11 protein-coding genes, 1 tRNA gene and 2 pseudogenes are annotated in these 22,182 nt (G+C 32.5%); 5 read left to right on the forward strand and 9 right to left on the reverse strand.

Annotated features, from left to right (window positions below):
- Positions 1-1,166 precede the first annotated feature (1,166 nt).
- Positions 1,167-1,307, reverse strand: a complete 141-nt coding sequence (locus GOY12_RS02670) for a hypothetical protein (RefSeq protein ID WP_175818518.1) — start codon at positions 1,305-1,307, stop codon at positions 1,167-1,169.
- Positions 1,308-1,668: 361 nt separating this feature from the next.
- On the reverse strand, positions 1,669-4,272 hold the full coding sequence (gene acnA, locus GOY12_RS02675; protein WP_175818519.1) for an aconitate hydratase AcnA: 2,604 nt from the start codon (positions 4,270-4,272) through the stop codon (positions 1,669-1,671).
- 827 nt (positions 4,273-5,099) lie between these two features.
- Between acnA and GOY12_RS02680 the strand changes: the two genes are divergently transcribed.
- Positions 5,100-6,347, forward strand: coding sequence for an IscS subfamily cysteine desulfurase (locus GOY12_RS02680; RefSeq protein ID WP_175818520.1), 1,248 nt, complete (start codon positions 5,100-5,102; stop codon positions 6,345-6,347).
- A 1,328-nt stretch (positions 6,348-7,675) separates the two neighbouring features.
- The gene (gene hemB, locus GOY12_RS02685) at positions 7,676-8,671 is read left to right on the forward strand and encodes a porphobilinogen synthase (protein WP_175818521.1); all 996 of its coding nucleotides are present in this window, start codon (positions 7,676-7,678) and stop codon (positions 8,669-8,671) included.
- Positions 8,672-9,494: 823 nt separating this feature from the next.
- On the opposite strand, the gene dapA is transcribed toward hemB, so the two are convergent.
- The 5 genes from dapA to GOY12_RS02710 all read right to left on the reverse strand — a co-directional run bounded on the left by dapA (position 9,495) and on the right by GOY12_RS02710 (position 13,592).
- Positions 9,495-10,442, reverse strand: coding sequence for a 4-hydroxy-tetrahydrodipicolinate synthase (dapA, locus tag GOY12_RS02690; protein ID WP_175818522.1), 948 nt, complete (start codon positions 10,440-10,442; stop codon positions 9,495-9,497).
- A gap of 9 nt (positions 10,443-10,451) precedes the next feature.
- Positions 10,452-10,925 carry a single-stranded DNA-binding protein gene (gene ssb, locus GOY12_RS02695; RefSeq protein WP_175818523.1) on the reverse strand — a complete coding sequence of 158 codons (474 nt, stop codon included), beginning with the start codon at positions 10,923-10,925 and terminating at the stop codon, positions 10,452-10,454.
- A gap of 67 nt (positions 10,926-10,992) precedes the next feature.
- A tRNA-Arg gene (locus GOY12_RS02700) sits at positions 10,993-11,066 on the reverse strand.
- Between the two features lie 888 nt (positions 11,067-11,954).
- Positions 11,955-12,119, reverse strand: coding sequence for a hypothetical protein (locus GOY12_RS02705; protein WP_175818524.1), 165 nt, complete (start codon positions 12,117-12,119; stop codon positions 11,955-11,957).
- A 1,287-nt stretch (positions 12,120-13,406) separates the two neighbouring features.
- Complete coding sequence (locus tag GOY12_RS02710) at positions 13,407-13,592, reverse strand: hypothetical protein (RefSeq protein ID WP_175818525.1); 186 nt, start codon at positions 13,590-13,592, stop codon at positions 13,407-13,409.
- 255 nt (positions 13,593-13,847) lie between these two features.
- Between GOY12_RS02710 and GOY12_RS02715 the strand changes: the two genes are divergently transcribed.
- On the forward strand, positions 13,848-14,492 hold the full coding sequence (locus tag GOY12_RS02715) for a hypothetical protein (RefSeq protein WP_175818526.1): 645 nt from the start codon (positions 13,848-13,850) through the stop codon (positions 14,490-14,492).
- A gap of 267 nt (positions 14,493-14,759) precedes the next feature.
- Here GOY12_RS02715 and GOY12_RS02720 read toward each other — a convergent pair whose 3' ends face one another.
- Both GOY12_RS02720 and tsaD read right to left on the reverse strand, forming a co-directional pair.
- Positions 14,760-16,502, reverse strand: coding sequence for a type I secretion system permease/ATPase (locus GOY12_RS02720; RefSeq protein WP_175818527.1), 1,743 nt, complete (start codon positions 16,500-16,502; stop codon positions 14,760-14,762).
- 176 nt (positions 16,503-16,678) lie between these two features.
- On the reverse strand, positions 16,679-17,686 hold the full coding sequence (tsaD, locus tag GOY12_RS02725; protein WP_175818528.1) for a tRNA (adenosine(37)-N6)-threonylcarbamoyltransferase complex transferase subunit TsaD: 1,008 nt from the start codon (positions 17,684-17,686) through the stop codon (positions 16,679-16,681).
- 1,787 nt (positions 17,687-19,473) lie between these two features.
- Here tsaD and GOY12_RS02730 point away from each other — a divergent pair.
- Positions 19,474-20,419: pseudogene (locus tag GOY12_RS02730) on the forward strand (D-alanine--D-alanine ligase).
- Positions 20,400-21,160, forward strand: a pseudogene (locus GOY12_RS02735) (cell division protein FtsQ/DivIB). The pseudogenes GOY12_RS02730 and GOY12_RS02735 overlap by 20 nt, the downstream one beginning before the upstream one ends.
- Positions 21,161-22,182: the final 1,022 nt, after the last annotated feature.

Below are 22,182 nucleotides of genomic sequence, written 5' to 3' on the forward strand. Positions count from 1 at the left end.
TTAAGCCTGATTATTCGTTTGTATTTGACACTTTTCCAATTATATTCCCTAAATGTACCAGACTAATTACCTCAGTAAATTCAGCACCACCAAATAGTAACTCTCCATCAATCATTAGCTCAACTTACCATTTCCTTTTGCTAAGTTCTGTCATACCAGTTGCAAATTGCAAAACTGTAACTGAATTACCAATATCTACACATCTAAGAAATTTTCCTTTCCTCTCCAAAAAATCTCATTGCAACGAAATGCTTAGATGAGCTCATACTCCAAGCTTTTATATCTTCTAATAGATCTAAAATTAACTCTTTAATTTAACATGAAACCACTTATTTGATAGATAAATGAACTATCAGCACATCTTTAAGAATAGCACTTAATTAATAAGGTACGGTAATAAATTACTATATTTACCAACTAGAGCATACACATAGCAACTAATACTTATCGTAATCTAACATTGCGTGTTAAATTATACAAGCGCTTACACAGAATGGGTAAGCGTAGGACCTAAATCAGAGCAGCTTTTTTTCATCAGCAAGCTTCATTATAGTAGCAAAATTATAAGCATTTATTAACCACCAAAGCATAGATAAAAGTGACTTGCTTCATTTAAAAACCCTGTGCATAGACAAGGTAACACACATGTATATCTCTTCTAGCAAATACTAGATATCCAATTAACCCTAATTCTTGCGTGTCTTGCTCTCTGCTCCCAATATGCTCCTTTACAAGCTTCACCATAACTCTATATTTTAACCGAATGGCAACTCAATAAAACCAAGAACAGATAAAACACGTTTTTGATACGCACTTGCATAGCCAAGCTAAATCCTTTTTTCTGAGAGAACAATTTATCAAGACACAATTGCTGAACAAAACCAATGATATTACAAGTCTCTCTGATTCTTCTGTATCCTCAGCTGTGCAAGCAGTTTTACCAACCATATCAAAAGAACACAAATACCGCCATGATTATCTAACTTTATACTTTCTAACACCTTCTCTATAATTATTCCCAATAATAAAGTACTTACCAAGCATTATAATATCACTTATTTCACTATTTTACAGATAACTTGCCCCCTAAATTTTTAAGCAACCTAGAAATGCATAACAGAATTTTAGATCTTTTCCTTCGAGATATCACTTCCTATCACTACATTCTACGTAGAAGCATTAACGAACAATAAAAAAAAGAATGCTCCAAGTGTGTTTACTCCATCTTGATTAGCAATTCTATCTTCGATTAATTGATTTATCATATAATCATCTAGTATTCTAAGCAGTGATTCAACAATACACATATTAGCACTACTCTTTCATCATTGGAAAATGAGTACTACTATATATATCTAGCTTACCACCCTTAATTTTTTACAATAATTTATTTTGCAATATTGTAAATTTTGTTTCTCGAGTCAGCCGAAAGTTCTATCTTTTCCACAAGATTAACACACATAACTTTTTTTCACCAGTACAAAATAAACCCCTGCAAAAGTTTTCGTAGCCCGTTAAGTTCTTGTATAGAATTAATTATAATTATCTACATAACATCTTTACTATATAAGGTAAAATTATACTATAAATCCGCGTAGAATAAATCTTTACTTACATAAAGGCTAGAACTGAACAAAAAAGCTCAATAATTACTCAACATTTTATAAATCAAAAAGAGTGCGCAAGTACATAATTCAATATTCCACCACTCATTAAATACTTTACCTCAGTGACAGTTTGCACGCAGCACCTGAGCTGAATTGATTGCTCTGAATTACCATTTCTTTTAATAATACACTCTAGATCTCCGTTTGGCACTACTTCACCTCTTATGTCTATCACCTCATTACCACTAAATACTTTTCTAGTTATTCCATCTCGAAATACGAGCGGAAGAACACCAACACCAATTAAGTTTGACCTATGTATGCGTTCAAAGCTTTCTGCAATCACAGCTCTAATTCCTAATAACGCAGTACCCTTTGCTGCCCAATCTCTGCTTGACCCCGTACCATATTCCTTCCCTGCAATAACAATTAATGGAACAGCTTCTTCCTTATAGCGCATTGCCACATCAAAAATTGACATAGTCTCTTGAGAAGGAATATATTTTGTATAGCCACCTTCAATACTCACCATTTCATTTTTTATTCTGACATTAGAAAAGGTTGCACGCATCATTATGTTATGGTTACCACGACGAGACCCATATGAGTTAAAATCTCGTGGTTCAATCCCAAGATCTTTTAAATATATACCTGCTGGACTATCTAAAGCAATATTTCCAGCAGGAGAAATATGATCAGTAGTTACGCTATCACCAAATATTGCTAATATTTGCGCGTTCTTTATGTTGATTACGTTGTTTTTACTACTCTCCACTGACAAATCAATAAAATAAGGAGGATTTTGTATATAAGTACTCCTTGTATCCCAGCTGTAGATCTCGCTTTTTCCACATTTTACTTTTTGCCAATGCTCATCGCCAGAGAAAACATTCCTATACTTTTGTATGAACATTTCACGTGTTACAACACTTTTAACACAATTTTCAATTTCACTGCTTGTTGGCCACAAGTCTTGTAGATAAACATCATTCCCATTCTTATCTTTACATATAGGATCTTTTGTCAGATCAATTCGTACAGTACCTGCAAGTGCATATATAACAACAAGCAGTGGAGATGCCAAGTAGTTAGCTTTGGCTAGAGGATGAATTCTTCCTTCAAAATTACGATTACCAGATAAAACTGTAGCAACAGTTAAGTTTTTGTTTTTTATATCATCCTCTACACTTTTATCAAGCGGACCTGAATTTCCAATGCAAGTCATACAGCCATATCCAACTAAATTAAAACCTAAAGAATTTAGATCCTTTTGTAATCCTGATTTCCCTAAATACTCTGTCACAACTTGTGACCCTGGAGCAAGAGAAGTTTTAACCCAAGGCTTTGATTTTATTCCAAGTTTAACCGCATTACGTGCTACAAGACCAGCAGCAATCATCACACCTGGGTTTGAGGTATTAGTGCAACTAGTTATTGCTGCAATAACTACGCTCCCGTCTTGAAGTTTATCACTTCCATCCAGTCTATTAACTGCAAACGATTTAGAAAAAGACTTTGAAACTTGTGAAAGAAAAACTTTATCTTGTGGTCTTTTGGGACCGGCCATTACTGGTTTTACACTTGACAAATCAAGCTCCAGCATATCAAAAAACATTAACTTGTTACTGCTTCGCAACAATCCTTGTTCTTTTGCATAGACCTCAACTAACTTAATCAGCTCTTCTGGTCTCCCGGTTAAGCTTAAATAATCTAGTGTTTTCTGATCAATTGGAAAAAATCCACAAGTTGCACCATACTCTGGAGCCATATTAGCTATAGTTGCCCTATCTGCCACAGATAGATGATCTAACCCATTACCATAAAATTCTACAAATTTACCAACAACACCTTTCATCCTCAAGACATTTGTAATTGTCAGTACTAAATCAGTTGTAGTTACTCCTTCTGAGAGCCTCCCAGTTAACTTAAATCCTACTACCTCTGGAATTAGCATACTAATTGGTTGACCAAGCATTACAGATTCAGCTTCTATCCCACCAACACCCCAACCAAGAATTGATAACCCATTAACCATAGTAGTATGGCTATCCGTGCCTATCACAGTGTCAGGATATACAACCCCATTTTTGTTACACACAACTTGTGCCAAATACTCAATATTCACTTGATGACAAATTCCTGTGCTAGGTGGCACTACTCTAAAATTTTTGAAGGACAACTCCCCCCACTTCAAAAAACTATACCTCTCTAAATTCCTTTTTGCTTCTAATTCAACGTTCTTATCAAACGCAGAAATGTTCCCATAACTATCTACTTGAATAGAATGGTCAATCACAAGATCAACAGGCACAGACGGATTTATTTTGCTTGGATCACCTCCATTTTTTTTTACATAACTGCGCATCGAAGCTAAATCAACAATAGCAGGAACTCCTGTAAAATCCTGCATCAACACTCTTGCTGGTTTATAGCTAATTTCATGATTAACGTGTTTCTCAACACAACTTGCTAGTATTTTTATATCATCAAGTTTCACATTCATTCCATCTTCATTACGCAATAAATTCTCAAGTAAAACCTTTAGCGAGCAAGGTAATTTAGTTAAATCTACCCCTAAAAATTCACTAGCAGCGCTGAGACTAAAGTAGCTATACAACTTTTCGTTGATGCTTAAAACTGTTTTTGAGTTCAAAGAATTATTCATCTTGTGTAACCACATCTAAATGAAAAGGTCACAATCTTAACATTACAATAAAACCGTGTAAATTCTCTGCATTACAGTAGAATAAACATAATCACCAAATTACCAGATAGCCAGTATTAAATAACTCCATCTGTTACAAATTTTAGGAATAAATACCATAACTGTCAATAGTAAACTGAGGTAAACTTGCCAGACAAGCACCATCTTATGTAAAGCTTAATAAAAAAAATTGTAATAGCAGGCTAAAATAAAAACATATTTGATATAAAAACTACGGCAATTCATTAGTTCTCTCACTACAATGTTGAAGTCATTTTACTTACTTTGCAATTTTTGTAGGAACCAAAAATAAGAAAAATTCAATGTATTTGGTGTATATCATGTTTAGCTTTTTGCACTATGTGCTAACTTTTTACAAGATGAAGCAAGCCCACGTAGTACTCTAAGGCAGCAAAAATATTAGATAGACGTAGAAAGAATCAGAACAATAGTTGCCTTAGGTCCTCTTGCTTTTTTTTGCTAAGTAAGCATCTCTAATGCCTATAGGATTTAGATTAGTTGCACTTTAAATGTAGTTAATTATAGCCATAAATAAAAACACCATTATCTTAAAGCAAACAATAAATTAGTTACTGCTTATGATTTTTATAGTAAGTTTTTAAAAAGCAATTCATGAATAAGTATCTGTTTTTATAAAATAAATAGTCACTCCCATGATAACAACGTTTAATAGTTGGATTTTATATTTAGGACAAAATTATATCTTGAAAAAGTCAAGTTTTAGTGTTATAAAATATAACTTCCACTTCCCAAACTTTATACTAATTATGAATATAGAAAATAAAAAAATATACAATACTAAGGTAAAATTACCGATATTTCTTGATTATCAGTCTACTACTAAAGTAGATCCTCGTGTTTTAGAAGTGATGATACCTTACTTTAGTGAGTTTAGCAATGCACACTCTCGTAGCCACTCGTTCGGCTGGATTGCCGAAGAAGCAGTGGGAAAAGCAAGAAAGCACATTGCAGATCTAGTAAACGCAGATAGTAAGGAAATTGTCTTCACCTCAGGCGCAACTGAATCAAACAACATGGCAATTAAAGGTGTTGCTAACTTTTATAAAAATAAAGGGGACCATATAATAACTGTTTGCACAGAGCACAAGTGCGTTTTGGATTCATGTCGACATTTAGAAAATGAAGGCTTTAAAGTTACATATCTACCCGTTAAGCAAAACGGAATTATAGATTTATCAAAACTCAAAGAAACTATCACTGATAGGACAATTCTGGTTTCAGTGATGATGGTAAATAATGAAATTGGAGTAGTGCAACCTATTAAAGAAATCGGTGCAATATGTAGAAAACATAATATATTTTTCCACACAGATGCTGCTCAAAGCTTTGGAAAAGTGCCAATCGATGTTAACGAAATGAGCATCGATCTCATGAGTATTTCTAGCCATAAAATTTATGGACCTATGGGAATAGGTGCATTATATGTACGTAGAAAGAACCCTCGTGTTAGGTTAACACCATTAATTAGCGGTGGTGGACAGGAAAGAGGTATGCGTTCTGGAACAGTTCCAACCCCTCTTTCAGTTGGTTTTGGTGAAGCAGCGCGTATTGCCAAAGAAGAAATGGAAATAGAAGCAACTAAGTTAAAAGAATTAAGAGATATTTTATACAGCAAGATAAAAGAGGCATTTCCTGATATTGTTTTAAATGGCGATTATGAAAACAGAGTCCCAGGCAACCTAAACTTAAGTTTTCCTTATGTCGAGGGCGAATCCCTTATTATGGCAATCAAAGATTTAGCAGTAAGTTCTGGTTCTGCATGTACATCTGCATCTCTTGAACCTTCTTACGTAATAAGATCACTAAATAATGGCCATGACCTTGAGCATTCATCAATCAGGTTTGGTCTTGGACGATTTACAACTAAAGATGAAATTTTATACGCAGCAGATCTTATTGCTAGAAATGTTGGACGGCTAAGAGAAATGAGCCCACTTTGGGAAATGGTGCAAGAAGGAATAGATTTAAATGCCGTAAAATGGGATTTTCATTAAACCTTATTTAGCAGAGTGGCAAGGTAGAGAAAATGAGAAACATAATAGTAAAAAAGGTTAATCCTTTTAAAGAATGAAAGTGATAACACTTTAAAAAGACTGACTTAAAATTAAAGAAGAGGTAGTTTTTAAAGGTACTCTCTCTCAGCGGAGCAGTGAATAATATATAAAAGTAGGTTATGAGGCTCTACAGAAATTTAGAACAAAAATAAAGACAAGTAAAAGTTTAATGATATTGAGAAGTATAAAATATACTACTTAGCATAAATCTAGTATCTTCAAAGATTACATACTCAAAAATATGGTTGAACAACCCCTAGTAATATTTTATTACTAATAGTCCTTAAGTTAATTTTTATAATCTTTCCTAAATCTCTTGATCAGAAATTAAGTTTAACCTTTAAAAAATCTTCGGCATAAAAAACAAGAATATTCTTGCTTATTTTTGAAATAATATCTTAAAACTCTATTAGTGCCCCCGATACAAAAAGTTGAGTTCCTCAGTCCCATTACACCATTATAAATCCTGAGACCGCTTTTAATAAATAAAGCGTTGTCGATTTTCTTCGCAAAGTGGTTTTCGTAAAATAGATAAATTGCAGAGATACAGCTCACTAGAGCAAGAGACCTAAAAACACGCTTAACTTTACGCTACTAAACTAAAGCCTATCTAAGATACGCTCCTTATATCGCTATCTTCAATAGTGTACCCTATTCCCTAAAATAGTTAATTACATTTAAACTCATAATACACGGGAGCAAAAAAATAATGAGTACTACTTAAAAGACCTGCAATTTATCTTTATTAAGTTACCTAAATTTACAAAAAAACAAAGTAGAATAATCAGAAAGCACAGCAGAAAGATGTCTTCTAATGAGTAGAAGAAGTAACTGATAAGATTTAAGAAAAACAGCAGGAAAATCACCCATAACAAAGTTTACATACAACCAGTCAGGAAAGCTTTATCGAAATAATAAGAATTCAGTAACACATAAAGAAAGAATAATGAATTTATAGAAAGAAGTGCTACTTTAAAATAAAAAATCGATGATATTATAAAAAAAGTATATTTAAATCTCTATATCTCTATAAAAGGTTAGTAGAAGATAAAAGGCAGACTAAAGTAGCTATAGCTAAAAACTTACTTAAAACTAATGTCTCTATAAATGCTATTGCCAAAATTACTGGCGTTTAGATAGATGAAATAGAATGAATTGATATAGCAGATAAACTATATACTCTTCTTTAATAAGAATAAAATTTGAAGAGAAATTATAGAAATGCTATAGATATTTACTTTTATCAAGATAATCTTAGAGAAGGTATAATGTTTAATTTTCCAAATACACGTTTAAGGCGTAGGCGCTCAAGTAAATGGATCATGAACTTAACGAGTGAAAGCATTTTATCAGTAAATGATTTGATTTTCCCTCTTTTTGTTCACGACAAAAAAGAAACAATTGAATCAATTCCTGGTTTACCTGAAATAAAATGTTATTCAATAGACGGATTAGTTTCTGCAGCCCAAAAAGCTGAGGACTTGGGAATCAATGCTATTGCGATTTTTCCTGTAGTTGACAGTAAATTAAAATCAAAAAATGCTGAGGAAGCATACAATCCGGACAATTTAATCTGTAAGGCAATTTACACTGTAAAATTAAAGGTACCTGGTATTGGTATTATAGCAGACGTTGCACTAGACCCATATACTACTCATGGTCATGATGGCCTTTTAAAAGAAAATCTGACAGATGTGGAAAATGATGAAACTGTGTCAGTATTGTGTAAGCAAGCACTCACTCTAGCAAAAGCAGGATGTAATATAGTTGCTCCTTCTGATATGATGGACGGTAGAATAGGAAAAATAAGAAGGACATTAGATGACAATAACTTTCAAGATGTATTAATATTATCTTATGCAGTAAAATACTGCTCCAGTTTCTATGAACCATTTAGACAAATTGTTGGCTCATACATGCCATCAAATTGCATTGACAAAAGTGGTTATCAAATGGACTATAGAAATGCAAGAGAGACAATTTGTGAAATTGAAATGGATATAAACGAAGGCGCAGACTTTATTATGATAAAACCAGGTATGCCATACTTAGATATAATTAAAACAGCAAGCGATAAGTTTGACTTCCCGATTTTTGCTTATCAAGTAAGCGGTGAGTACGCAATGATAAAAGCTGCAACAAACAATGGCTGGCTGAATTATGATAAAGTAATTTATGAGTCTTTAATTGGCTTTAAACGTGCTGGCGCAAGAGCAATACTCACCTATGCAGCACTTGATATTGTAAAAAATCTAACAGCATAAAACACTTAATACAAGCCTGCGCTTACCATAGCAAATTAAGAAGCTCCTTGCATAGTTTTTAGCAGCACACTACTAATCTGCATTTACATAAAGACAAAAAGCTACATAACAACCTTTACAGCCTCTTCACTTAAACTAATGGTATCCAGTCATTCTCAGTCCACGCAGGTTAAAAACAACAAAAGTATTATGTAATTAAGACTTTATATTTAATTCTTTATATTATATATATTCCTCTATCTCCATTAGTCTTACTTAGGCTTCTGTTTACCGCATAAGCTGAAACACATCTATGAAACTACAAAGCATTTAATGCAGTGTATGATATCAGTGTTTCAGACAGATATTAACCAAGTTTTACCTTATCCTTTTTCTACTTTATCTAATAAGCTTTCCAAATATTTATAGCTAAAACAATTCAAAAGCCTGCAAAGAGATGTCATTTCAGTGTCCGCCACTTGCTGGTATGATGTCCTAAAGATTTTCTAAACTATCAATAAACTTAAGTCAGTTCAGCCACAGATTAGGGGACACGTCTAATAGTTTAAGACATCAAGGCTATATAGAACAGAATGGCATTAAAACCTTAGTTATGTAATTAAAGTTAGCTACCCTAGTCTTGAATTACCTAGGTATACATTTTAACTAGAATAGTATGCAAAATTATTATGTCACCATTAGTACAATAACTAAACACCTTTTTCTCCTCCGTTTTAACACTACTAGGTGATTTCATAGAGAGCCAGCCACTCAAACAAAACTAAATAATGCCTATACTGTACTAGCCACAGCCCAAAAGTTAATAAGACCGATGGTTATTGTCCTAGTTATCAGTCAACTCTTCCCACTTAGAAACCATTCCAGTAACTTGCCTTAATGTTTCAATAGAAGACAAGTCTTCTATACTGAGTGGTAGGCGAACAGTTTTATGTTCTATAAGCCCAATATCATGCAAGAGTACTTTAGTAGGTATTGGGTTGCTAGCAGTACACAGTGCTTTACAGACTTGCTGCCAAATATTTGCTAAACTTTTTACTCCATTTTCTATCACTGGAGCAGTTATTTTCTTCTCAGATTCCAGTGACATGCCCTGAAATGACAGTAGGCATTGCTTAACATATCTATGCGCTATACACGGCCAAAGATTAGAGGCAACAGAAACCAAACCAGCTGCACCATAAGTAGCCATATCAAGTATCATATTATCATCACCACAAAAAACCTCAATATTTGGTGCAACTTTTTTATATTCAATTAAAGTATCAATAGTTCCACTTGAGTCTTTAATAGACCAAAATTTTTTGTGGCCAGATAAATTACGCACAGTTTCTACGTAAAGACTTACTCCTGCTCTTGATGGAATATTATAAAGCATAGCTGGTACATGTGCTTTTTCAAGTAGCTTTTCAAACCATAGAGTCTGACCTATTATTCCAGGCTTTGTATAAATCGGGGTAGTCATTAGATAGCCGTAAATAGGCATACCTTCACAAAAATCAAGCCATTCAAGGGTTTGATGTAAATTCACTCCTGGTACACCAACTATAACTTTCATACTTAACTCCAGCTCACATACAAAGTTAACTAATGCACGTCTTTCACGATCAGTAAGTGATAAACTTTCACCTGTACTACCTAATAACACCACACCGTTTTCAGCTTCAGTTTGTATTGCAAGTAAACGCTGTAAACTGCTATAATCTATGCTATCTCCTCTATAATTAAAGGGAGTAACACAAGCAGTCCACAAAAATGGAGATAATACTTTCAATTTAAGTTATTAAAATGGTATTTCATCGTCCATCAGCTCTTCCTTTATTTCACTGTCAAAATTTCCATACTGATTTTTTTGCTCTGTTTCACGTTGCTTATATTCATTTGATTTATAATCAGAATTTGGCCGTGAATCTAAAAGTGTAAGAGTACTGTTAAAATTCTGCAGCATTACCTCTGTGGTATATCTTTCATTGCCATTTTGATCAGTATATTTTCTAGTCCTCAAAGAACCCTCAACATAAATTTTACTGCCTTTACGTACAAGATCCTTGATAATTTTTACCAATCCTTCACTAAACACCACAATATTATGCCACTCCGTCTTTTCAGAACGTATACCAGAAAATCTATCAGTCCAACTCTCAGATGTAGCTATTGAAAAACTTGCCATTTCTTTCCCATTCTGCATAGTTCTAATTTCAGGATCCCTTCCCAAATTACCAACTAATATAACTTTGTTTACTGTACCAGTGGACATAATTGCGTTCTAAATAAACTCTCTACATTATCTTATATCAAAATACTATTGTCAAACCTGATAAAAATGCGCTTGGAGGGATTCGAACCCTCTATCTTTGCCTCCGGAGGGCAACGCTCTATCCAACTGAACTACAAGCGCACATATTAAATTACCTAGATAATAAGCTACCTAAGTTAATTTAGATTCAGATAGAATATAAATATAATACTCTCATGTCTCTAATTCATACCTTATGAACTATTTGTCTGTTTTTTATCATCTTCTGATCCACAGTCCACACAAAAAATCACGTGTTTCAGTCACTAAATGAACTTTTAAGTCCTGAGTGCCCATAAACAGCTTTCTATTTACTTGCATTTTCCATGTACCAGAAAAAAATATAAAATTGAATTTTAAGCCACCACCTTACAATTGAAATCACCTAACACCATCTCTCTCGTAGCTCTTGAAGAACATAGGTAAAATTCTCCCATTCCACTAACTATCTTACCAACCAACTTCTTATTAAAAAAGAATCTTTTTATATCACAAAATTTTGATAAAACATCAAAATTGTCCTTTACTGTCCCCTTATTATGTTTATGTCATTCCAATTTGAACAACTTATTTCTTGATTGTTCATAAAAAATATCCTCTTTATACACAAATCACTATATCAGCAAAATCATCAATTTCTTTATTGTAAATATTGTAAATTTTAAAAACACTCCTTAAATATTTTTTATTACTACCCTACGCCTAGAGTGATGAAAAGACATTTCATTATTATCTTGTTTTTCTAAATAAACAAACCTTTACTATTCAATCTTAGTACTCCAAGCTAGATAAAGCCTTCTTTTCAAAATGAGAGGTTTAACCATAACATAACCAGGCAAAACTCGAAACAGATTGTAAAAATAAAAAAATATGCTCATTACTAATTAAAATAGAACTTAGATAGGGAGTAACTTCACTTTTTATTACTTTTATTTCGTATATATTCACCTTTATTATGTAATTCACCTTCTCAGGTATAGAAATTGATACTTAAAGTGCTAGTATCGTAGATACTTTACACAACTTACTAAGCTCAAAACCCAAATCTGCAACGTACACATCACTGTATAAATTCAAAAAAGAAACTCCCCCTACAGACTTAGTTTTTATTAAAATAACTTCCTCTTTTTGAACCCAAGTTATTAGTTCATTCATAGATGGAAATTCTGACTTTTATTATAAACTCTATCATTATAAAACAACAACATAAATTAAAAACTTAATGACCCACCCTAATAAACTAAATTATATCCCTTTCCTTTAACCAGAAAATAGTTATTGCTTACAAAGCTCTCCTACTTAAACATCAATAGAGTATGTTCTGCTCTTTGGCAAAAGATAAACTAGAACTATCAACATTACAAGCATGAAAATTATTGCTTAATTCTTTTGCAATTTCTTATTCTGATAAGAAACATCCCCACCAAATTAAAGGTTAAACTTCAAAGTTGTATTAACACAATTCTTTACCTCATTACAATTGCATTTAATGAGTAAAGTTTAAATACCCGGTGCTTTTGATTTTTCCATATATCTAAGTTATATAAAAAGGAAATATTCTAGCTTAAACAAAGGTTATATTAATAAAATTATAAATTCAACCATTTTTCACATTACAGCTTTAGCTGAGATTTATTAATCAATTATTTAAAGCTTACTCTTTCGCTAATAAATCACTAGCAATATTAAAATTTAAATGTAAATTTAAACAAATAAATGACATTAATTATAATAAAAGTCAAAGTAAAGCATAGCATAGAAAAACTCGATGAGAGTTTAAATGAAGATAACTTAATAGATAAAACTTCTTACTTTCTTTCATATTGAAAAATAGCCGCTGTTCATTTTTAAAATTATGAAATAGAATCATAGTATTATAGAAACTGTCTTTTCACTCACAACTAATTCTGACTTTAGTAATTTACCTCATTATATTATATAGAGTTAGCGCTAACACTGTTCTTTAAAAAATTTTACGATTGATAAACTAGCTTTAATATTTTATAGTACTAGTATACAAAGATCAATAAGGTCATTTTTCCTCAGTCAAACTTAGTTAAAGGTCAAACAATATTCCGTACTCCCGATATATTCTACCTGGAATAATTTCTAGTAGATTACTGTTGCGTCAACAAAGACAAAACACGCAAATGCCCACTTTAACTATCTTTTAGACTACCTCTGTCTTGTAGCCTCCAGTTTTAGTACAACAACTATGACTCTCCAACTATCATGATGGCTACGAGACAGAAAGTCTTCATCACAATATTACTTATTTCTATAGAAAACACTAATACTCTATTAAACGATTTACTTCTACTAATGAAACAAGAAAAGATAATACCATTTCTGGTCAATTTTATTTTTGCTCCTTATCAAAAAAAACTGAGCTATATTATAGCAAGTAAAATGCTCAATCTCTCGCTTCTATTAACAGATAGATTAATCCCATTTACTCTTGAAATGGACTGCAGCAATTAATTTTTCTGATCTACATGATATAAAAAAAGTACTTCTTTTTTTATCTAGTAACGCAAAACATGAACCCAAATCAGACACTGATTTACTATTTTTATCCCTAACAAAATACCTTTTATTTAAAGCATCATTCCTAAAATGTAGTAACATTGGTACCTCCTTCCCCAATAGAAAGCATGATACCTTTTAGATTTCAAATTTAAATATATTAACAGAACACATATACATCTATAACTAAAAAATAATCCATTGAAATTCACTAAACATTGTGTAAAATGTTGCCATAAATTTCCTACAGCAATATTACTCATATCATAATTTTTTGATGAATTTATTCTATAATTTTAATTGACATAAGACATTAACCTAGTTATTACTAACATAGTATTAACACGTGAGGTAAAAATGGGCACTTTCAGAATTTCATCTTCGTTAAAACACTCAATTGCTTCTTTTCTACTATGTGCATCTATTCTCACAACCGTGATATTTATTTATCCTGTAATCTTAGCGATTTATAGCACCACTGTAGCACCAGCGCTTTATACAACAATTGCCTCTATTTCTGCAATAGTTGCACTAAGCTCAGCAATATACCTTTCTAAATCAACTCCTTACACAATAAATAATAAAAAGCAGAAGGTTATATATAATGCCATTGAAGAGAGATTAAATGATAATAACGCTAGCACACAAACATTGGTAGTAACAACTATATCACCGTCTTTACCTACTCTAGATCTAAAAGAATCTACCGCAACTAATATACCAACTTCTCCCCTACCTTCTACAGCTACACTACTTCAATCTTCTCAGTTAGCATCACCACTTACACTCTCACCTTCTCCCTTGCTAAGTCAAAGCGCAAATGCACCACCACCACCTCCTCCTCTTCCCCCAAGCAAAAAACCTCTTAGTAGTACTGTACTGAAAAATTTTCCTATCACTAAACTTAAAAGCCACAACAAAAGTTTTCAGGAGGAATTAAAAGAAAAACTACAGAAGATAAAGGAAAAAATAACTAAAGTAAGCAGGCACGAAATCTTATAAAAAATTTAAAACTAAAAATGACAATTAGTGGTAGTCTTAATCTAGATAAAAATAGTATATTTAATCTTCACAATCAGAAAGTACAACACTGCCACAATAATTATTAACAAAATTTGCCCTCGCGAGAAAGTAGTAACGTGAACCCAGTGTGCAGTAAAGTGCAAAAACTCATTTTCTTTCAAAGTAGCAATCAAAAAACACCTGAGTATAGTAGACAAGAGATTGATTATACAAGGTAAAGAAAAGTACCGCACTTTTTTTAACCACTTACTGAAGATCGCGCTCACCCTCCGTGGTGTTTGACGACAACGATGAAGCAACTAGTTTGCTTAAAACTTCATCCCTCAGTCCCATAGCATAAACAGCACCATCTGACATAAGAATAACTTTATCAACTACGGATAACAATAGCAGCTTGTGAGTTATAATTATAGTAGTGGTATTTTGCTCTTTTGCAATATTAATCGCTTTAATTAAACACGCTTCTCCATTACTATCTAAGTTAGCATTTGGCTCATCAAGCACTAAAAGCTTCGTATTACCATAAAAAGCCCTTGCAAGACCAAGTAGCTGTTTCTGCCCACCAGAGAGTGTCACTCCAAAGCTTCCTATCGTTGTATCATACCCGTTTGGTAAACTTAGTATTAATTCATGTACCCCTGTAATTTTTGCTGCTTTAATTATTTCCTCAGGATTTGGATTTGGTCTCATACGTGCAATATTAGCTTTAACACTGGTGTTAAATAATTCAATATCTTGAGGTAAGTAACCAACATAGTTACCAAAATTCTCCCTGTTCCAAGTGTACACATCAGCACCATCCAGTCTCACTACACCAGACACAGGTCTCCATACACCAACAGTTAGTTTTGCAATAGTTGATTTACCAGAGGCACTTGCACCAATAACACCAACTATATCCCCTGGTTCTATTACAAAGGATATACCCTTTATTGTTGGTTTATTGCTACCATAAGGAGTAAAAAACACTCTATCAAATTCTAACTTTCCTTTAGGCTTTGGCAGAGCCAAAGTTTGTTCTCTTTTCGGAGATATTAATATAAGTCTTTGCAACCTACCATAAGATATTATGGCTTGATTTAAAAATTTCCAAGTATAGACTGCTGCATCAAATGGAGCCAATACCCTACCCATTAAAATAGAAGCAGCAACAATGCTACCAGCAGTCTTATGAGCTGTAATTGCAAGTAGTGCACCTGTTCCGATCACTGATATTTGCAGGGTCGAACGTAAGAACTTAGTAATTCCAGTAATTACATTAGACCGATTCTGTGCTCTAATCTGCATCATACGGGTTTGATTGTTCCGTTTACACCAGTCAGAAACTATGAATTCTGACATACCCATAGCTTCAACTACTTCTGCATTTCTTGTTGCAACATCTATAGCATTGATATTCAATATAGTTTCCTCATTAATTTCTTTCAATATGCGCTTAGTAGCAAGCTCATTCCATATTGCCATGGATACCAATATAACAATTCCAATAACAGCTATAAACCCTGTAGAGGTATGTATCATAAAAACCACACCAAGATAAATCAATGACCACGGAGTATCAAATAATGAAAATATACCATTTCCTACAATAAAATTCTTTATCACTCCAAGGTCTCGTATTGCCTCACCGCTGGAAGTTGAACTTTGCACTGACGTTAGCCTAATTGATCTTACTATTAAATCCGGCGTTACAGTTTTATCAATCCAGTCACCAATCTTTGCCATTGCTAAGTACCGACAAGTTTCAAGCATTGCAGAACATGCAAATGCAGCTAGGGTAATAATTGTTAACATAACTAATGTTGATATGCTTCCGCTTGATATTACCCGGTCAAGCACTTGAGAGGTATAAAGTGGCAAGAATAACATCAACAAGTTGATTCCTGAACTAAACCAAAAAATAAACCAAAATGCACTTTTGCACTTTTCTAAGCAAATATATAGCGTACTTTGCTTCAATTCCTTTTTTATTGATGGGGTAATTTCCACAACCCCCCTTTTAATTTGATTATATGTACCATATACAATTTTTATTGCAAAAATATTAACAGAAGCTAATTAACTTCAAGTTAATAAATAAAATATTGATATATAAATATAAAGTATAAACAACTGTAATCAAAAAAGGTAGATTTTTTCACCACCTAATTTAGAGCTGAAAACTTTCAATAACTTTCTAATTCCCACTTTGGCTTCGGTGCAAAATTGAGTGGATCTACATAATTTCTCCTCAATCTTTCAATTCCTGTCCATCCGACCATTATTGCATTGTCTGTACACAAGTTACTTGGGGGGAAAAATACGTTTAAGTTTACGTATCTCTTTAATTTCCCTTTTAAAAAGTTATTTGCTGCAACTCCGCCAGTAATTATAAAATCATTGATTTTAATATTTAAAGATGTAGCCATAATAATCGCATTTTTGACTCTATCGAGTAGTATATCGCTAATACACTCTTGAAACGAAGCACATACATCACATATATCTTGCTCGTTCAGCTTAAGCTCCCGAACTAGCTTCTTTACTGCTGTTTTTATTCCAGAAAAAGAAAAATTACATCCAGAACGTTTCACCATTGCTCTTGGAAGCTTAAATCTTGTACCATCACCTTTCTTAGCCAATCTTTCTATCAACGGACCTCCTGGATAACTTAAGTCTAGCATCTTAGCAACTTTATCAAATGCTTCACCTAATGAATCGTCTAACGTTTCTCCAAGCTTAATGTATTTACCTACATCCTGCGCAATTAAAAATTGACAGTGACCACCTGACATTAACAAAACCAAAAATGGAAATTTAATTTCATAAAGTAACCTAATAACCAATACATGTGCTTCTAAGTGATTAACGGCAATGAATGGCTTTTGTGTTACATGCGCAATCGCTTTTACCATCATTGTACCGACTATCAATCCACCTATGAGTCCTGGCCCTGATGTCGCCGCAACCGCATCTAAATCATAAAAATTAAGGTTGGATTTGTTCATAGCACTTTTTATCAAACCACTCAAATGTTCCATATGAGCACGTGATGCTATTTCAGGAACTACCCCGCCACGCTCCTTGTGCTCTGTTTGAGAAAGAATCTCGTGAGCAAGGACTTGCCTAGCACTATTTACAATTACTACCGCAGTCTCATCGCAGCTTGTCTCAACAGCTAAAATGGTCTTCATTTGTGTTCGGATACCGTATTACTGAACTATATTTTAAAATGCCTCAAAAGTTAATTCATTCTGATAAGTCAATCAATATCTTTAACCATAGAACTAATTTTTTTATCTTCAAGAGGAAATTTACTAGCCCAACTGCTCATACTTTAGCTACATTTTTAATGGTAATTTACCACCCACCTATTCATTTACTTCCTTATTTACATTCACTCTATCTATTACCTATAAATTTAGATAATTTCTTTTCCATTAGTCGGTAGCAAAAAACATTTTGTTTAAACTTCAAGCACGAATAAATACTCTTTGCTTTTAGAACAGATCCCCTATACTTAAGCCAATATAACTCAGAATAACATATAAGCAATTCAGATTTACGTGATTTTGCAGTCTGATTAATTCATATACTATTACATATAACTTAACTGATATTATTCTACAAGAGAATATTTGCTTGTTTCAAGCTTCGCTCGATACTTGATAAATTTCATGAAAGTTTATTGTAACATAGCATATGGAATATATCCTTCTCAGAAGAAGGATATATTTATTCACACTGTAAACCAAATTATCTTATATAATCTCCCCTCCTCCATATCCACTAATCTTTTTCGATATGCTTTAAGCAAGAGTGTTCACTTTACTTCATTAATGATAACATGAGGCTTAATACGCTTCCAAGTTTCTTAAGTTAACAAAAATACTTAGTGTATCATATTACATCCTTACTATTTTCTATTCAAGTTGTCCATTTTATTACTGGATAGATACTTCTTCACACTTAGGAATCAATCTACTTAAAGTAGCCTCTAGGAGAGTTTATTATAGATATAGCTAAATACTAAACACAACTATACAAATATAGATCTATAAGAAGGCTATCATCTAAATAGCTAACCAGTGTTAAGTTACTTTTAACCTTTACGACTAAACAACAGAAGTATTATGTAACCTGGTGTTGCATGTTCAGTCTTTTGCACTGTGTACATCTACATCTTCACAAAATTTCTATTCTTACTTACACAAGTTAAAACATGCTTATAAAATGCTCAAGACAGAATAGAATGCTAGTTTATAGGCAAACATTTTTCCTTATATGAATGATATTATTTCAGCATTACATGTCAGAATTCATATCTCTTTTTTTCTCTCTGGACCTTAGTACCCGCTACTTAGGTAACACAGGAAAAGAAGGCACTGAGTAATTCCATTATAAAGTGAATAAAGTCTTATCAGAGTTAGATGACATTATTTATTTGCTATAAAAGCAAATCCCAAAGCTTAGGTTATTTACTAATGCTTTACAGATACTAATTTAATATAGCTCAGGAAGTGGGTTACCAAAAGCGCTTCTGTTTATTGAACCAACAGAAATAGAAAACTACCAAAAAAATAAAATTTGTTTATAACATTCACTGAAAGTTTCATATACCTTACTGTAAATGGGGTTACAGTAAAAAGGAATTCTCCCCAAATTTTACTAGTCAGTAAATAATCTTAGAAATTGCTATATATATTAAGAGATGTAAGCACATTTATGAAAATGTCGCTCCAACATAGATAGTAATGAGAAGTACTCTTATAGCATTTTTGTAATTACATTAACTTACATTTTGACTGTCCTTCTATTCTACTAATATAGGTTCTAATACCTGCGGTTATTTGATCAACACAAGTAATTTCTTTATAATAAGACTATAGAAATGGTAGCAATAAATCACAATTTTCAAGCTAATTTTTCTTCTATTTACAAAGTTCGTAATGTAATTATAATTAATAAAATCCTTCTAAAAATGCTTATGCTTCCTACTATAGCAATTTTGATTGGTGGATCTTCTTGTGAAAGAGAAGTATCGTTAATGAGTGGAAAAGCAGTAAAAGAAGCTCTTAACAGCCTTTCATATAAGGCAATAGAAATAAACGTTGACAACAATATTACTGAAAAGTTAAAAAAAACTAACCCGTGCCTCGCTTTTATAGCTCTACATGGGCCTTACGGTGAAGACGGCTGCATTCAAGGCCTACTAGAAATCTTAGGTATAAAATATACACACTCTGGAGTTATGGCTTCTGCTGTTGCTATGAATAAAGGAATGTCTAAACACATATTTCGTTACCTCGGCATTGATACCCCAAAATGGTACATTATTAGTCAAGAAGATATACTAAAAAACAATATTAAAATTGATTATCCGTATGTTCTCAAACCAATCAACGAAGGCTCAAGCATAGGCGTACACATAATTTCTTCATATAAGGATTACCTAAATCTAAAAAATAATAATTCTATTATCATGAAAAGGATGATTGTAGAAGAATATGTTCCAGGTATAGAATTACAAACCGCTGTGTTACTAGATGAAGCAATCGGTACTATGGAAATACAATCAAAAAATAAATTCTATGATTATGAAGCAAAATATACAAATGGGCTTTCAGAATACATATTTCCTGCTAAAGTCCCAGATTATATATATAAAATGACTCTAGAACATGCATTAAAAATTCATCAATTTTTAGAATGTAGAACCATCTCCCGCTCAGATTTTCGCTACAATCCTAAAAATAAAGCTTTAAAAATGCTCGAGATTAATACACATCCTGGCCTTACTGAGTTATCATTAGTGCCAAAAATCGCAAAACTGACAAAAGGAATCAGTTTTAATAAGTTAGTTCAAATTATCGTTGAAGCAACACAAAAATGTTAGAGGTCAAGTAAATGCTGAACAATGTTACTAGAAGCCAAAAGAGTTTTTTACACAAGTGTGTTTTATTTATTACAATAGCACTCTTTCTGACATTAGTACTTTATAGATTACTTGATAAAATCACAAGTCAACTCAATTATTATCTTATTTGGTATAATAATCGCTTATCCAGTCTATTACTAAGTAATGGATTTTCAATTGATAAAGTAGTCATCACTGGTAACAAATTTACAAATGAGGAGGACATTTTAAACTTGATAAACAAAACACAACCAATTATGTATGTGTCACTATCAAAGCTCGCTGATAACATACAGTCTATAAGCAAATGGATAAAATACGTAAGAATTTATAGAATTTTGCCAAATACCTTATACATTAACGTAGATGAACATAAACCTTTTGCTCTCTGGAACAATGATAATAAGACTTCAGTAATCAATTCTGAAAATAAAGTGATTACAGATAACTACCTGATAGATAACCTCAATATAATCACAGAACAAAATTCGTTATCAAATCTAAAATTCACTAAAGATGTATTAGAAAGAAAAACTCAATTAAGCAGCTATGTCTTTTCTTGTGTTCATGCAGAAAATAGAAAGTGTAACATGATACTTAACAACAGTTCCACAGTAAAACTACCTGAAGATAACCTTTATAGCACATGGGATTATTCAAACCATTTACAAAGCACAACTAGCTTCACCTTTTTAGGAATTCGAGCATGACTGATATGTGCACTACAGATAAAATCTTTGTGAGCAGGTAACCTGCTATCACTCAAATATTCTAATACTACTCTTTTACGAACAGTGTTGCTCAAGCACACATACTGTGATCTGAGCTTTTATGTTACTTTAATAATGATGATTCTAAGATCCAAAAAAGAAATATAGGTTCCAGCCTCATATGCTGAATAACAAAATTTTTTGTAAAAATAGATGTTCATTCATGATTGAAATTAACTATGAATACTCAAAAAAAATTTGCTAGCAAAAGCAAAAAAAATCCACTATAGTAGATAGTTAATCACCTTTAACTCCGCAAATTAGCATATTATACTACCTTGAACAATTTATAAGCGCACTTTAGCTTAAAAAGCTAGAAGCTCTAGGTAAAATCAATAAAGATATGAAACGAATATAGTGCAAGAAAACAAGCACAAGACACCATTACATAATATTTGCATTATCAATTTGTCAAATTGACAATAATCAAACACCCCCTATCATTACAACAAATAAGAAGACTGATAAAGTTTATAAAACAATTTCTATTAATCCAACGTACTAGAAAAAATTATACAACAGGTCTCCATTAAAGCAAAAGCATGAGTCTCTCGACTCCAGAAATCCATATTTAACTGCAAGAATAGACATTTACTAAAAAAATACACTGCGACTTTCAGCTCCGATTGAAACTCTTGATATAAATAGCCATTTTGTAGATTATTATTATATACATCATATAACATTTGCAGGAAAGGTAGTAGTTTACCTACAAGCACCAATCTCCTACTTTTTTTGATACCTCTCCCTTGCCTGATTTTATAAAAGTAACTGTAAGTTACCCTTAATACTCATCACAGCACACTTCGATATAGATCTAGCTTAAACCCAAGTTATGCAAGGAGTAAAAGCTCTAGGCTGAGGTAATAACCTGCCAAGATTTACTACTGTGCTTGACTATATTGATAAAACATCAAAGATATTTGAAACGGCCAATTATATTAATCGTATAGTCAATAATAAAACTAATACACAAAAAATTATGTTTCCAAGCTTAGAAAAT

The sequence above is a fragment of the Wolbachia endosymbiont of Dirofilaria (Dirofilaria) immitis genome (genome assembly GCF_013365455.1).
Lineage (GTDB): Bacteria > Pseudomonadota > Alphaproteobacteria > Rickettsiales > Anaplasmataceae > Wolbachia.